The organism is Rhizobium sp. BT04, from assembly GCF_030053135.1.
In the GTDB taxonomy this organism is placed as follows: domain Bacteria; phylum Pseudomonadota; class Alphaproteobacteria; order Rhizobiales; family Rhizobiaceae; genus Rhizobium; species Rhizobium binxianense.
Genome location: NZ_CP125651.1, coordinates 560,423 through 575,209, shown reverse-complemented (window position 1 = coordinate 575,209; position 14,787 = coordinate 560,423). Strand labels below are relative to the sequence as shown.

11 protein-coding genes and 3 pseudogenes are annotated in these 14,787 nt (G+C 60.1%); 10 read left to right on the top strand and 4 right to left on the bottom strand.

The window, feature by feature from the left end; translation table 11 throughout:
- The first annotated feature begins 500 nt into the window (after positions 1-500).
- Genes QMO82_RS07925 through QMO82_RS07895 form a run of 7 tightly spaced genes read left to right on the top strand, consistent with a single transcriptional unit; the run spans position 501 to position 8,332 of the window.
- Positions 501-1,451, top strand: a complete 951-nt coding sequence (locus tag QMO82_RS07925; RefSeq protein ID WP_183609680.1) for a glycosyltransferase — start codon at positions 501-503, stop codon at positions 1,449-1,451.
- Complete coding sequence (locus tag QMO82_RS07920) at positions 1,448-2,548, top strand: glycosyltransferase family 4 protein (protein WP_183609681.1); 1,101 nt, start codon at positions 1,448-1,450, stop codon at positions 2,546-2,548. The genes QMO82_RS07925 and QMO82_RS07920 overlap by 4 nt, the downstream gene beginning before the upstream one ends.
- Positions 2,542-3,684 carry a glycosyltransferase gene (locus tag QMO82_RS07915; protein ID WP_183609682.1) on the top strand — a complete coding sequence of 381 codons (1,143 nt, stop codon included), beginning with the start codon at positions 2,542-2,544 and terminating at the stop codon, positions 3,682-3,684. The genes QMO82_RS07920 and QMO82_RS07915 overlap by 7 nt, the downstream gene beginning before the upstream one ends.
- Positions 3,681-5,960, top strand: a complete 2,280-nt coding sequence (locus QMO82_RS07910; protein ID WP_183609683.1) for a tyrosine-protein kinase domain-containing protein — start codon at positions 3,681-3,683, stop codon at positions 5,958-5,960. The genes QMO82_RS07915 and QMO82_RS07910 overlap by 4 nt, the downstream gene beginning before the upstream one ends.
- A 21-nt stretch (positions 5,961-5,981) precedes the next feature.
- Positions 5,982-7,085 carry a GDP-mannose 4,6-dehydratase gene (gene gmd, locus QMO82_RS07905; RefSeq protein WP_183609684.1) on the top strand — a complete coding sequence of 368 codons (1,104 nt, stop codon included), beginning with the start codon at positions 5,982-5,984 and terminating at the stop codon, positions 7,083-7,085.
- On the top strand, positions 7,078-8,142 hold the full coding sequence (locus QMO82_RS07900) for a GDP-L-fucose synthase (RefSeq protein WP_183609685.1): 1,065 nt from the start codon (positions 7,078-7,080) through the stop codon (positions 8,140-8,142). The genes gmd and QMO82_RS07900 overlap by 8 nt, the downstream gene beginning before the upstream one ends.
- A gap of 55 nt (positions 8,143-8,197) precedes the next feature.
- On the top strand, positions 8,198-8,332 hold the full coding sequence (locus QMO82_RS07895) for a hypothetical protein (RefSeq protein WP_272784387.1): 135 nt from the start codon (positions 8,198-8,200) through the stop codon (positions 8,330-8,332).
- 93 nt (positions 8,333-8,425) lie between these two features.
- On the opposite strand, the gene QMO82_RS07890 is transcribed toward QMO82_RS07895, so the two are convergent.
- Both QMO82_RS07890 and QMO82_RS07885 read right to left on the bottom strand, forming a co-directional pair.
- Positions 8,426-8,746, bottom strand: a complete 321-nt coding sequence (locus QMO82_RS07890) for a hypothetical protein (protein ID WP_183609686.1) — start codon at positions 8,744-8,746, stop codon at positions 8,426-8,428.
- 159 nt (positions 8,747-8,905) lie between these two features.
- Positions 8,906-9,205 (bottom strand): annotated as a pseudogene (locus QMO82_RS07885) (FCD domain-containing protein); the annotation flags it as partial.
- 119 nt (positions 9,206-9,324) lie between these two features.
- Here QMO82_RS07885 and QMO82_RS07880 point away from each other — a divergent pair.
- Together QMO82_RS07880 and QMO82_RS07875 are read left to right on the top strand one after the other, a co-directional pair.
- A complete protein-coding gene (locus tag QMO82_RS07880) occupies positions 9,325-9,834 on the top strand; it encodes a GNAT family N-acetyltransferase (protein ID WP_183609687.1) in 510 nt (169 codons plus the stop codon).
- A gap of 295 nt (positions 9,835-10,129) precedes the next feature.
- Positions 10,130-11,021, top strand: a pseudogene (locus QMO82_RS07875) (protein-L-isoaspartate O-methyltransferase).
- Between the two features lie 1,025 nt (positions 11,022-12,046).
- Here QMO82_RS07875 and QMO82_RS07870 read toward each other — a convergent pair.
- Together QMO82_RS07870 and QMO82_RS07865 are read right to left on the bottom strand one after the other, a co-directional pair.
- A pseudogene (locus QMO82_RS07870) lies at positions 12,047-12,667 on the bottom strand (transposase); the annotation flags it as partial.
- Between the two features lie 295 nt (positions 12,668-12,962).
- Positions 12,963-13,391, bottom strand: a complete 429-nt coding sequence (locus QMO82_RS07865) for a hypothetical protein (protein ID WP_183609688.1) — start codon at positions 13,389-13,391, stop codon at positions 12,963-12,965.
- Between the two features lie 286 nt (positions 13,392-13,677).
- Here QMO82_RS07865 and QMO82_RS07860 point away from each other — a divergent pair, with 286 nt between their 5' ends.
- Complete coding sequence (locus tag QMO82_RS07860) at positions 13,678-14,748, top strand: YihY/virulence factor BrkB family protein (protein WP_183609689.1); 1,071 nt, start codon at positions 13,678-13,680, stop codon at positions 14,746-14,748.
- Positions 14,749-14,787 lie beyond the last annotated feature (39 nt).

Below are 14,787 nucleotides of genomic sequence, written 5' to 3'. Positions count from 1 at the left end.
GAAGGGTGGACTACGCCTATTGCACCTTCGCTACACCCAAAGACGATGTTGCGCTTAAGCTTTCCGCCGATATTACCCAAAAGACGGGTCTCCATGTCCGCGGGATTGCCCTTAAGAGCAGATGTTGCACGTGTCCATTCACCGCTACCGTGGCGATGAATGTCTTGCGGAGCGTGGTGGGTAAGCCGCGGCCCAATGGAATGAGGCAACAATTCTGACAGAGGCTCTCTCTGCAGTCGAAGCCTGGAAGGTTTAGGATTGCCATGTTTCTGCGTCATGATCCTAGTTCTCTATGCAACACGACGGGCGCTCGACACGTCGCGGCATTGTCAGCGGCGATCTCATCGGCTCCGCACGAGATGCTGTTCGGCCGACGGGGAATTTTGGATAGCCCCGTCACCGAGGCTTCAAACCTCGATGGCTGCGTCAAGGTCAAACTCTTAAGCAACTTTGCGCTGCTGCACGGCGGTGCATCGCGGCAACCCGCCTGAGCGCCCGTCATGGAGCGCCCGGCCCTCAGTGTCCTCATCAATAATTACAATTACGCTCGCTTCGTCGGGCGGGCGATAGACAGCGTGTTGAGCCAAGATGCTGGCAATGTCGAGATAATCGTCGTCGATGACGGCTCTACCGACCAGTCGCGGTCCGTTCTGGAAGCGTATGGCAGCCGAGTAAAGGTGATCTTTCAGAAGAACGCAGGACAGGCCGCTGCGATCAATACCGCTGTCGAATCAAGCATGGGCGAGATTCTCTGTTTTTTGGATGCCGATGACTGGTGGGCGCCGAGCAAGCTGTCGGCGACGGCTGCGGCGTTCCGAGCAAACCCTCAAGCATCGCTCGTCTATCACCGACTGCAGCCCACGCTTGTCGATGGCACGCCGACTTCCAAGCCGATCCCTCGGACCCTGTGTTCGGGCGCTTTGCCGCCGCTCCTCACCAGATCGGCTGGTTGGTGGCCTTTTCCGATGACGTCAGCCGTCGCGGTGCGACGAAGCGCATGGAATACTGCGGGCAGCATTCCCGAACAATTCCGCATATCGGCCGATGCCTGGCTCGTGGGGATCTATCCGTTTCTGGGGGACGTCATTGCCGTGCCGGATCCGCTTGGATTCTACCGCATCCACAATAACAACTGGTATCGCTCGACCGAAGATGCCGCCACACTAAGGGGGCGGATGACGCATTGGCAGCGCACCGTCGAAGCAACGAACCTGTTTCTCTCAGCCCATGAACTGCCGGCAAGACTACATCTGACGGATCACCATCCCTATCGCATCGCATCGGCAAAGCTGCAGGGAGCCGATGCACGCACCCGGTTCAAGCTTGCCGTCGAAGGCCTCTTCTTTGCCGGCGAACCGAACCTGCTCAGGCGGACGCGCGATAGTTTGCGCGCGGCGCGCGGCCTGTCTCGGCTCGGTCTGGACGCCGGCTTGTCGGAGGCAGCGACATGAAGGCGCTGCTATTGGTTTCCGAACTGGAAGACTACACCATCTCGTTTGCCAGCGGCGTTGCCCAACACCTGGACGTCGTGCTTGCCGTACCGCGCCGGCGCTATGCACATCTCGCCTCTTCCCTCGATCCGGCTGTCGATCTGCACCTTCTGGACTGGCCGAGACACCGTTCTCTCTCCAATCCCTGGTTTCTGTACCAGCTTACGCGTCTGATCCGGCGGGAACGGCCGAACCTCATTCATCTCCTCAGCAATTCCACACTTTGGCTGAACCTCGCCGTGCCGTTCTGGCGCCCGATCCCGCTTGTGACGACCGTTCATGACGTGGCAATCCACCCCGGCGATTCCGATACGCGTACGCTGCCCGGCTGGGCCCCCGAATTGATGGTGAAGCAATCCGGACATCTTGTCGTCCACGGCGAGGGTCTGAAGCGGCTGATCCTCGACCGATATTCAAAATCGCCGGGCTGTGTCCATGTCCTGTCGCATCCCTCCATCCTTCGCTATGCGGAGCTCGCACGGCAACAGAAAATGGCGCCGCGCGAAGCGGATGGAACCGTCCGCGTCCTGCTCTTCGGACGGATTTTTGCCTACAAGGGACTGGAACATCTGGTCCGGGCCGAGGCGATGCTGAAGGATGTCCTTCCCAACCTACGCATCACGGTCGCAGGCCGTGGCGACAATCCGCTGATATTCAAGCCGCTTATGGGGGATGCCAACCGCTACGATATTCGCAATCGCTTTATCGAGGATGCAGAGGTCGCCCAGCTTTTCCTGGACACCGACATCGTCGTGCTTCCCTACACGGAAGCATCTCAAAGCGGTGTGCTCAACCTTGCCGCTGCGTTTGGCAAACCGGTCATCGTGACTGATGTCGGCGAGTTGCGGGGTACGGTTCAGCCCAATGGGTTGGGAATAGTGGTCCCTCCCGGAGATGCCGAGGAGCTCGCGGCAGCCATCAGGACATTGGCAGACAACGGCGCGCTCAGAAACATTTTCGGTGACAACGCGCTCGAATGGGCCAGAGGACCGAATTCGCCGGAACGGGTCGGCGCCCAGGCGGCGGCGGTTTATCGGGAGGTGGTCGGATCATGCTGATGGAGGCTCTCACGGACAGAAATCGAATGGCTGTAGGGAGCGCGGCTAGCGTCCGCCACTATGTTCCGGGCGGCTGCGAGAACGGCGGCGGCATTGGCAGGCTGGTCGGCTATATAACAGAGACGGCGAAAGAGACCGGCACAAAGCATTTCGTCACCGATACCAGGGGAGCTCGATGGTCGAAGGTGACGTCACCCGCACGCCTGCTCGGCGCCATCCTGACGATGGCAAAGGACCGGATCGTTGCGCCGGCCCGCATTCACCATATCCATATCGCCGGCCGCGGCAGCACGTCGCGAAAGCTGATCCTGACGGAGGCCGCCCGCTTGTTCGGATGCTGCCACATGTTGCACCTGCACGACTACGATTACGCCGGCGACTTTGCGCAACGCTCGCCGCGTCAACAGCGGCTCATCCGTCGGATGTTTCAGAACGCCGATTGCGTTGTGGCGCTGGGCGAGCGCGATCGCTTGACGCTGACGACACTTCTTGGCGTTGATGAGCGCCGCACGGTCGTGGCCCATAATTGCGTCCCCGACCCCGGGTCGCACAATATTCGTGTCGGCCAGACACCCTTGATCGTATTCCTCGGCCGGTTGAGCGAACGCAAAGGTGTCACGGAGCTTCTGTTGGCGCTGAGCCATCCGGTCATGAAAGAACTCCAGTGGCGGGCTGTGCTGGCGGGCGACGGACCCGTCGAGGATTATCGCCGTCAGGCTGACGCCTTGGCGCTTTCAGATCTGGTAGAGATGCCCGGCTGGCTTGACGCCGGTGAGGCGCGGGCCCTGTGCGCGCGCGCAGATATCCTGGTCTTGCCCTCGCACGCCGAAGGTCTGGCCATGGCCGTGCTCGAAGGGCTGTCCCACGGGCTCGCAGTCGTTACCACGCGTGTCGGGGCGCATGACGAAGTCATTACCGACGGTGAAACCGGGATCTTCGTCCCCGTCGGAGACCCGAATGCCCTGGCTGCAGCCCTGGCGAAGCTGGTGTCCGATCCTGAAAGCTGCATCCGGCTCGCGGCCCAGGGGCGCACGCATTACCTCAACCACTTCAGCATGAGGGCCTATATGCGGTCGCTCGAGAAACTTTACGAAACCGTTTCCGCGAAACCTCAAGCAATGGTTGGCGCACGATGACGATTTCCACTCTTCCGCCGGACCGCAACCTTCCGATCTCGCCGATGCGCTATGACCCTCGCTTTCAGGTTGAGACCAAGGCGGACCACTTCGATCTGGGAGCCGCCGTCGGTCTCGTCCGGCGAAGAATGATCGTGATCATCACGATAGCGGTGCTGATTATGGTGCCCGCGGCGATGATGATCTCTGGGTTGAAGCCCGCCTATCAGGGATCGGCCCGATTGATTATCCGCCAGCCTCTCGCAACATTACTTAGTGTGGACGATACCAGCCGTACTGATCTCATTGACGTGAAATCGGAGACCGAGCGGCTTCTATCCAGAGGCATCACAGAGCGAGTCGTCCGCGAGCTGCGGCTTGACGAGCGGCAGGAATTCAATCCAGCGCTGCGGAAGATATCGTTCATTGACAGGATCCGGGCGACGTTGCGCGGCCTGTTCGACACGAAAAAACCCACCTTGCCGGCAGGAGACAACATCGACGCCACCATCCAGGAATACTATCAGGCGCTCGGCGTGTGGCACGAAGATAAGAGTGAAGTTATCCAGATCAGCTTCACTGCGAATGATGCTGAACTCGCAGCCGCGGTTCCGAACCGGGTTGTCAGCATTTACCTCGATGAGCGGATGGACAGTGTCCGTGGCCGCCTGGTTTCAGCGGGAGACTGGCTCCGACAGCGCGTCGCCGAACAGCAGGCTCGCGCAGATACCGCTCGCGACGCTGCCCGCAACTATCAAGAATCGATGGACATCGTCTCAAAAGAGGACGCTCAGGATGAACGCATCAAATCACTCCTGGAACTCACTGGCCGCGAAGGGAAAATCGAGGAAAGCCGGGTCGAGGTAAAGGCGACGATATCCACGCTGGAATCAGCGGATAACGCTTCGGCCGCGGTGCAGAATATCGTCGTTCCCGACAACATTGCCACAAAGCAACGCGACCTTCACGCGCAGGAGCAGGATCTCGCCCGTCTTCTTCAGACATATGACGGCAATGCCGAGGCCGTGGTGGATTTACGTGGGAAGATCCAACAATCCCGTGCCGATCTCGACCTTGCGACCAAGCAATATCTGCAAACGATGCGCGCCAAGCTCGCCGCGCTTGATCATGAAGCTAGCGCACTGGAATCCCTCTTGGCTGATGCTCAGGAAAAGCGCACGCGCGATGCCCTGGCGCAGACGGAATTGACGCGACTGCAGCGTATTGCCGACAAGGAGCAAGCGGCACTCGACAAGCTTGAGGACCAGCGCCGTGACCTTGCCGCCAAGGCCAGGTTGCCGGGGGCGGAACTGGAGGTTTTCTCACCGGCTTCAGTGCCGCTCACGCCACAGGGACGTGGACGGCTTTTCTATCTGGTAGGCGCCCTCCTGGCTGCAATCTCGGTAGCCGTAACGGCTGCTTTCGTGATCGAAATGTGGGATCGGACGGTTCGGAGTTTCGACCAGATAGCTGGAATAGCGCGCACGATACCGGCTGGCCTTATCCCGCGTCTGGCGCGGCGGGAAAATTCAAGAACGATGTTCGAGCATATGCCGGTCCCGATGTTTGACGAAGCAATCCGTACCGCGGTGCTTTCACTCAAGCAATCCAACGGCGGCAAGTTGCCGAGCAGTATCGTCGTTACCTCGGCTCACAGCGGGGACGGCAAGTCGCTTGTCGCGAGATCGCTGGCTATCGAACTTGCCGCCGCCGCAGTTCCGGTGCTGCTAGTCGATGGCGACCTTCGGCGGGGAAAACTCGATTCGTTTTTCAGGTCGGGGTTAATGCACGGACTGAACGAATTCCTGATTGGTCAGGCCGATCTCCGCGACATCGTCTACCACCATCCAAGCGGTATCGATTTCATTCCATCTGGAAGATTCAGTCTCCAGCGGCGCGTCCGTTCGAACGGCCTGGCAGAAATCATCGAGTTGGGGGGCGCGGCCGGCCGGATTGTCATCTTCGACAGCGCGCCGGTGCTCGTCTCGGCAGACACCGTGCATCTGGCTGCCCTGGCGGAAAGAACGCTTGCAGTTGTCAGATGGGGAAAAACGAGCCGCCGCGCATTCGAGTTCAGCCTGCAGCAAATGAAAGGCTCGCGAAATTCGGAAATAGTTGTGGCGATCAACAATGTAAATACCAAAAATCACGCGTTGTATAACTTCAGCGACTCAGAGCTTTTTTCGAAATCTCTGATGAAATACTACGATCCAAATCCTGAATACATCACACATAATGGCAATCGCTCAATTCTTAAAATTGTCCGAACCATGAAGCATTACTTTCTTCTGCATTAGTATTCGAGTTGGAGGGCAATCATGGATATGAGAATGAGAGAGAACCGAAAAGTAGCGCTGATTACGGGTATAACAGGTCAGGACGGTGCGTATCTGGCCGAAATGCTCTTGGAGAAGGGCTACATCGTTCACGGCCTCAAGCGGCGCTCATCCTCCTTCAACACCAGCCGCATCGAGCATCTCTACGAGGATCCGCATATCGAGAATCCTCGCTTTATCCTGCATTTCGGAGATATGACGGATTCAACCAATCTGATCCGTGTCGTTCAGGAAACGCAGCCGGACGAGATCTATAATCTCGCTGCACAGAGCCATGTTCAAGTCTCCTTCGAGACGCCGGAATATACGGCTAACGCCGATGGAACCGGCACGCTGCGGCTGCTTGAAGCAATTCGCCTCCTCGGGCTGACCAAGAAGACCCGCTTCTATCAGGCGTCCACCTCGGAGCTCTACGGCAAAGTCCAGGAAGTCCCGCAGAGCGAAACGACGCCTTTCTACCCTCGATCCCCTTACGCGGCGGCCAAGCTCTATGCCTATTGGATCGTGGTCAATTATCGCGAGGCCTATGGCATGCACGCCTCGAACGGCATTCTGTTCAATCATGAAAGCCCGATCCGCGGCGAAACATTCGTGACGCGTAAAATCACCCGGGCGGCGGCTGCGATCCATCTCGGACTGCAGGAAAGGCTCTATCTCGGCAATCTGGATGCCAAGCGCGACTGGGGACATGCACGGGAATATGTCCGCGGCATGTGGCTGATGCTGCAACAGGACGAACCGGAGGACTATGTCCTTGCGACCGGCGAAACGCACTCGGTTCGTTCCTTTGTCGACAAGGCCTTTGCAAAGGTGGGCATGCCGATTGATTGGCGTGGGACCGGGGTCGAGGAAAAGGGATACGACAAGGCATCCGGTCGGTGTGTGGTGGAGATCGATCCAGCGTATTTCCGTCCGACTGAAGTCGATCTTCTGATCGGCGATCCGACGAAGGCGCACACCAAGCTTGGCTGGAAACATGAGACCAGCCTTGACCAGCTGGTTGCCGAGATGGTGCGCGAGGATCTGAAACTCATGGCACGAAATGTTCCGTCGGCAGGTGTCACCAAAGGTTTTGCCCATGTCTGAGGTGATCTACAGCCTTGCCGGAAAAAGGGTCTATGTCGCGGGCCACCGCGGCATGGTGGGCTCTGCGATCGTGCGGCGTCTCGCTGCCGAGGGCTGCGAGGTTTTGACGGCCACCCGCGCCGAGGTCGATCTCAGACGGCAGGAGCAGGTGGAGGCCTGGATGAGCAGGAATCATCCCGACGCCGTCTTCCTGGCTGCTGCGAGGGTCGGCGGTATTCTCGCCAACGATAGCTATCCGGCCGACTTCCTTTACGACAACTTGATTCTCCAAGCCAACGTCATCCACGCAGCCCATAGGGCTGACGTCGAAAAGCTGATGTTTCTGGGCTCGTCCTGCATCTATCCAAAATTCGCCGATCAGCCGATCGTTGAGGACGCCCTGCTGACCGGATCGCTTGAGCCGACGAACGAATGGTATGCGATCGCCAAAATTGCCGGATTGAAGCTCTGCCAGGCCTATCGCAAACAACACGGCAGGGATTTCATCTCGGTCATGCCGACCAATCTTTATGGCCCGGAGGATAATTTTGACCTCGGGTCGAGCCATGTCATGCCGGCGCTCATACGCAAGGCGCATGAGGCCAAGATTAACCGGCAGCAAGAGATATGCATCTGGGGTAGCGGCACACCACGGCGCGAATTCCTGCATGTCGACGATTGCGCCGACGCCTGCCTCCATCTCATGAAGACCTATTCTGCCGACAGCCATGTGAACGTCGGTTCCGGCGAAGACATGACCATCCTCGAATTGGCATGCCTCGTCTCCGAGGTCGTTGGTTTCGAAGGCAAGATCACGCACGACCTCGCCAAGCCGGATGGCACGCCACGGAAACTCTTGAGCGTCGACAGACTTCGCGCTCTCGGCTGGTCTCCGAAGGTAGGTCTGAAGGAGGGCATCGCAGATGCCTACCGCTCCTTCCTCGATGGGCGTTATCTCGAACGCAGCAACAGGGCTATCTCAGGCGACGCGGTCGGTCCAAGCGACATCAGTTTTGAGAGAGCCAAGACCTCGGCGCCGCACGCGCCCATGCTCTCTCCAGTCGCACAACATCCCTAGCGCATAGCGAATTTGCGCGAGGGGTAATGAAGGTTGGTCTCGGGGGGGGACGCATATGCTGGGGCCAGTAGAAATCAGGATCGCAGCCCTCATTTTCGTCATTGCCGTGTGGGTGATTATTATCGGTGCGGCAATGAATTTCTTCGCGGTCGAAATGCCGGTATCGCTTGTCGCGCTATTGCGCAGATAGTCAGTGCTTCAGTTTCTCCTCGCCGATTTGGCCTGCGTTGCCGGATGCAGTCCGCAAAAACCCCGCCGAAGCGGGGTTTTGCTGGTGAGCTGATCAGTTGTTATGGGCTGCACAGGCCTCGTCCATCGGCGTGGCGTTGCTGGTGCCGCCCTGCGTCTGGAGGTTGGCGGAATTGTTAACCGGATTGGGGCACTTGGTCTTGTCCATTTTCATCGCGCCGCCGGTGGTGGAGCCTGTCGTGGTGGTATCCGTCGCCATCGGCTTCTTGGCCTTCATGTCGCCGCTCGCGCCACCGCCCTGATCGGCCTGGTTCTTGTCGATCGTGGCGCCGGCCGGCGCTGGGTTGGACTGGGCGAAAGCCGAGGTGGCCATGCCGAGGGCAAAAAGCGAAGCTGCTACGAGTTTCATACGCATCTGGGTGTCCTCCTTTGGGGATCGTTGCGTGTTTGGCCTATCCACAACCTCGTCGGCAGAGCATTGTTCCGTTGCTGCCGACAAATGCTCTCTCGCGCTCGAAAGCCGCAGTGCGGCTAAGAGGATGAAAGGCATGCCGCTCAAGCGGGGAGTTGGTGATTACTTGGCGTAAAGCGCTCGCGAGCGCTCGAGATGCTTGAGGAGCGCCATCTCGGAGCCGTCGATGTCGTTGGCTTCGAGGCGATCGACGATTTCGTCGTGTTCGGCGTGCGTGAACTTTTCCTTGCCGGTCCAGATCAGCATCTCGGTATGATATTCCTTCAGCCAGGCAAGCATGGCCTCGCTGACGGCGACCTAGATCGGATTGCCTGAGATCTGGGCGATGCGGGTGTGGAATTCCATATCCGCATCGATGACCTCTTCGGCCCGCCCGAGCGACATCCGCTGGCGCTCGATGATTCCAATTCGGAATTGATGATGTCGGGCGTGACGATACCTCATCCCGGCGGACGAACTGGCGACTTGTCATCTCTGGATCTCGCCGATAGGTTGTTGGTTGACAATGAGGTAGCCAAGACATGCATATTCGAAACGCCGTCTCCTCCGACGCCGAGGAATTGAGCGCTCTCCTGAACGAGATCATCCGAGCCGGGGGAACGACCGCGCTCGAGACCCCGCTTTCGGCCGCCGAGTTCGCCGATTGGTTCATCGACGGCAAGTTTCCTCTTGTCTGCCATGTTGCAGAGCACGACCAGTCGCTGGTCGGCTTTCAATCGCTGAGCTTATACGGTGATCCGCCAAAAGGCTTCGCCGACATTGCGACCTTTGCCCGTATGAACCCGAAGACCGTAGGCGTCGGCAGCGCGCTTTTTCCTGCGACAAAGGCGGCGGCGAAAGAGCTCGGGCTCGAATTCATCAATGCGACCATCCGCGCCGACAATGTCAGCGGACTTGGCTATTACGCGAAGATGGGCTTTGAGACCTATGACAGGCTGCTCCAGGTTCCACTTCTGGATGGGACGCCGGTCGACCGGATCAAGAAACGTTTCAGCGTCGGCGCCGGGCATCACACGACGGCCGACGCCTGAGGCACCGACGGCGTTATAGGAAGAGGTCAACGCGGCAGGCCGGTGCGGCCTGCTTGCAGGTCAGTGATGTCCAGTGACGGGTTCGAATTGCCCCGGCTATATTAAGCGTATGACGTAACAACGTAGTTTTCTGCAAGGGAAACAAAATCGCGTTTAACTTCCGTCACAAATGCCCGCTGTTTGAGGCTGCTGCCCCGCGCTATCGATGGTGATGAGGCATCGATGGATCGATCTGCAGCACGCAAAGGCCCAAGAAACGGAACAGATCGCCAAAAGCCATATCCGGAGGTTAGTCATGCCGACTGCGATGTTCACCGCCGAGGAACTTGCGTTGATCCGCCGCGCTTACGCCCATCAGGTGGTGGCAACCGCGGCAACGACGAACCCGCGGATCGAAGCTGCCTTTGCCGTCGTCCCTCGCGAAAAATTCCTGCCCGCCGCCATGGCAGATCGCCAATCTGGGCGGGGGATATCGCCCCCTGCTCTCCTCTGATCTGGTTCTGGCCTATCAGGATGTGCTGTTTGCTCTGCAGCCCGACAAGGGCGTCAACAATGGCAGTCCGTCGCTGCATGCCCGGCTGCTCGCAGAACTGGATGTTCAAATTGGTGATCGCATTGCGCATATCGGTGCCGGCACGGGTTATTACAGCGCCATTCTCGCGGAGCTGGTGGGCGCCACCGGTCATGTCCATGCCGTCGAGATGGATCCCGATCTGGCCGGCCACGCGCAAGCAGCGCTTGCCGATCGGGCCAATGTCAGCGTCGTCACCGCCGACGGCAGTCAATGGCCGCAGCAAGAGGTCGATGCGATCTACGTGAATTTCGCCGTCGGGCGTCCTGCGGCGTCCTGGATCGAAAGGCTGCGGCCCGGAGGTCGCCTGGTGCTGCCACTCGGCGTGCCGCGCCCGGCCCGGCCGTCGAATGGTGGTCGTCATGCATCCCATGGCGCCGCACTTCGTATCGAGCGCGGCGCGACTGGATTTGCGGCGCGCTGGATCGGCAATGCTTATTTCGTCTGCGCCAATGGTGGATTGACGATCGACGAGAGCGAGGTGGAGAAGCTGACGGCCGCGTTCAAACGCGGCGGCATCGAGTTCATCAAAAGCCTGCTCTGGAACAAGGAGCCGCCGATAGGACGCTGCTGGTATGTCGGCGACCAATGGGCGCTCTGCTATGACGATGCCTGAACATTCACCGCCATGGGCTGACGACGGCGCAGATTGACGATGCGGGCAATTATTGGGCAGCCGGTTGTCCAGGCATTTCATTTGAGGGCCTGGGCGACAGGAATGGAGAAGCTGGGCGGCGCCTGTTCCGCGATGACGGTGGTTCGTCAAAATAACGAAAGCCCGGCGCGGGAGAGGGGCGCCGGGCTTCGAGAGTGACCGACAGCCTGGGAGGGGGAATGCTGTCCGTCGGACCGAAGCGGCTCCGAAGGGGTCAAGTGCTTCGGTTCGCCATGAGGTAATGCCGCACTGCGGCAGATTCAAGCTTGTCGGTTGGGTCGCATGGCGGGTGAGGCTGGAGGAAACTTGAATTGGGCGCGGCCTCTGACTATGGCGCGTGGCCGGTTTCGGTGCCGCGTTGTCCGCGGACAACTTGCGCCAGGCGACCGCTCATTCCTAAAACCGGCGGGCCGCTCGTTGCAATGATCAACCTCTGACGCCACCCCAACGCCGCTTATTGAGAGCCGGCATTCTCCAAGACTCCTAATCCCGAGCTGGGTAGGCCGAAGGCCGGAGCCTCGCAGGGACACGTCGCAGTGCTGCTCCTTGCATTCATCAGACGCCGGTGCACCCGCCTTGTCCTCAAAGGCCTCTTGCGCAGCACCCAAGGTGAGGCCCTTTTGGAAGTTGGACGTGGCGCATTCGGTGAGTTGTCCGCGGACAATTGGATAATCAACCTCTGACGCACCCGCCTCGCCCTTCGAGGCCCGTGCGGGGCGCCTCAGGATGAGGCTCCCTTGGGCGCTGGTCCAACTTCAGTGGCCGAGCCACAATCTGCGGCGCCGGGCACCGAGGCGCAGGTTCCTGACTTTCTGTTGAGGAGCGGCATTGTCCAAGGCTCCCTATTGAAGGCGGCAGCCTCCAGCGCCTGATCCTGAGGTTGTGGGCCAAAGGCCGGAGCCTCGAAGGCGCGCTTCGGCGCTGCTCCTTGCGTTCATCGACGTGGATGCGCCAGCCCCGTCCTTCGAGGCCCCCTGCGGGGCACCTCAGCAACCGTGTTGTTGTGGCTCGCTCCATGGGGTTTGTCGCCTAAGAATAGTATTGATCATGATGATGAGCTTTCGCATGGCGGCGACGAGGGCGACCTTGGGTGGTTTGCCGGCGTTGCGCAGCCTTTTGTGGAAGGCTTTGATGGCCGGGCTGCAGCGGATGGCGGAGAGCGTTGCCATGTAGAGGGCGCATCGGACGGTGGCGCGGCCGCCAGCGATATGGCGCTGGCCGCGCCAGGCGCCGCTCTGGTGGGCGATGGGCGCGACGCCGACGAGGGCTGCGAGTTTCTTTCGTCGACGGCGCCGAGCTCTGGCAGTTCGGCGATGCGCACGGCGGTGCCGATCTCGCCGATGCCGGGCGCGGTCAGCAGCAGGTCGCGGCGTGCGGCAATATCGGGCTCGGTCTCGATGGCAAGCGCGATGGCGGCATCGACGCGGGCGAGCTGGGTCTTGAGGGCGGCGAGGGTCTCGCCGATCAGGGCGGCAACGGCTTGCGGGGCATGTTCGAGGCGGTTCTTTCTCGGCGACTGCCATGTCGATGAGCTGACGGCGGCGGGTGACGGGGGCAGCAAACGCTATGCGGCCGTCGTCGATATGGGGGATCTGCGCCGGCCGCATCCGCGGACAATCGGATGATCAATCTTTGGCGCACCCGCCTCGTCCCTCGAGGCCCCTGCGGGCGCCTCGGGATGAGGCTCTCTTGGGCGCTGGTCCGGCTTCAGTGGCCGCGCCACCATCTGCAGGGCTGGGCACCGAGGCGCAGATTCCTGACTTTCTGTTGAGGGGCAGCATCGTCCAAGGTTCCCTATTGAGGGCGTCCTCCAACATACCTCATCCTGGGCGCGCAGGCCGGAGGCCGGAGCCTCGAAGGGGGCGCTCCAACGCTGCTCCTTGCGAGGCCCTGCGGGGCGCCTCAGTTTGAGGCTCTCTTGGCGCGCGCGGCATTGCTTCGCGCCTGTTGTTGGATCAGAGATGGGGCCAGTTGTCCGCGGACAATTGGGCGATCGAGCGACGGCGCTTCGTCTTCGGCCGATGCCAATGCACTGCCGCGATCCGAGCCGTTCTCCGCCGAGTGGTCATTGGCAGCGGCGAGCTTGGGCGATGGGATTGTCGCGGGCTTCGGATGAGGCAGCCGGTTCGTTGCGGTGGCCAATTTGGCGGGGAATAACGGCAGCCGCCATCGCTGGCCGTTGCCGCCGGCGCTATTGTTAAGGGCAGCTCCGTTCGGTTTGTTTGTCGTGCTCTCAACAGCCGCCGGATGCTTGGCGCCAGTCACTGGCGGGTGCGAAAGTAGGATGGGGCTGACCGAATTCCAGATCTGAAAAGGCGTCTGACATGCCATTTTCGCCTCTGGCCCCATCATTTCGCGGCGCTGCCGACGGGTGTCGAAATATCCCTCCCGCAGCAGTAACGAAACTAAAGTCCGTGTTCGGTTCCGTATTGGGTAGGAAACTCAATAAAATCAGCGGATTGAAATCTGCGAAGTCTTGGCCTTCTATGGCGCCGTGGGCTCCAATCGCCCTCCCCCGAACCCAAACCGTGCGAGAAAGCAACGGCTTGCATCCTTTTGCGACACCCCGCGTTATCCACCCAGCAAATCAGAGGATAGCAAATCAGAGGATAGGGTAATGGCAGACGTGCTCCCGCTCAAGAGGTTCTCCATCGCGGCCGCGATGATGGCCGCAGCGGTCGGGGCATTTGTGTTGATGCAGGCAAGGCAGGCCGGCCCGCCGGCGGTGGCCGGCAGGGCGGAGGACGCTCACGGGCGCAACGCCGCCGTGCCCGAGGCGATACCATTCCCGGGTCTTCGCGATGTGTTCTGGCGCCTTTACCGTGAAGTGTTGGACGACCGGGTGACGCTGATTGCCGCGGGTGTGACCTTTTATCTGCTGCTGGCGCTGTTTCCGGCGATGGCGGCCTTGGTCGCCCTCTACGGGCTGGTTGCCGATCCGATCACCATATCCGAACACCTGCGTGAACTGGCGGTGCTCATGCCGCCGGGAGCCTTCGATCTGCTGGCCGACCAGATCAAGGAACTCGTCAATCGGCGCGACAGTGCGCTCGGCATCACTTTCTTCGTCGGTCTCGGCATTGCGCTCTGGAGCACGCATAGCGGCACGCTGGCGATCTTCGACGTGATGAACGTCGCCTATGAGGAGACCGAGAAGCGGGGATTGGTCCGGCTGAACCTGATCGCTCTGTGTTTCACGCTGTGTGCCATGCTGTTGACGATTGTCATGGTCGTGCTCATCGGGGTGATGCCGGTCGTGCTTTCCTATCTCTGGCTCGATCAATTCAAGGAGCACATGGCACTTCTCCTGCGGTGGCCGCTGCTTCTGCTCGTCGTTGCGGTGGCGGTGACGTCGATCTATCGCTTCGGTCCCAGTCGGCAGCCTGCCAAGCTTCGCTGGATGACCTGGGGCGCGGTTCTGACGACGGTCGCATGGGCCGCCATGTCCCTCGGCTTTTCCTTCTACCTCGATCATTTCGCCAATTACAATGCGACCTACGGCACGCTCGGGGCGCTGATCGGTTTCCTCGTCTGGATCTGGCTTTCCGTCGTCATTCTCGTCATCGGCGCAGAACTCAACGCCGAACTGGAACATCAGACCGCGAAGGACACAACGACGGGACCCCCACTGCCGATGGGCGCGCGTGGCGCCTATGTTGCGGACACTTTGGGCGAGACCGTGGGCTAACCGTTAAGGAGCGGCATCGATCATTGCTCCTCCAGTGCA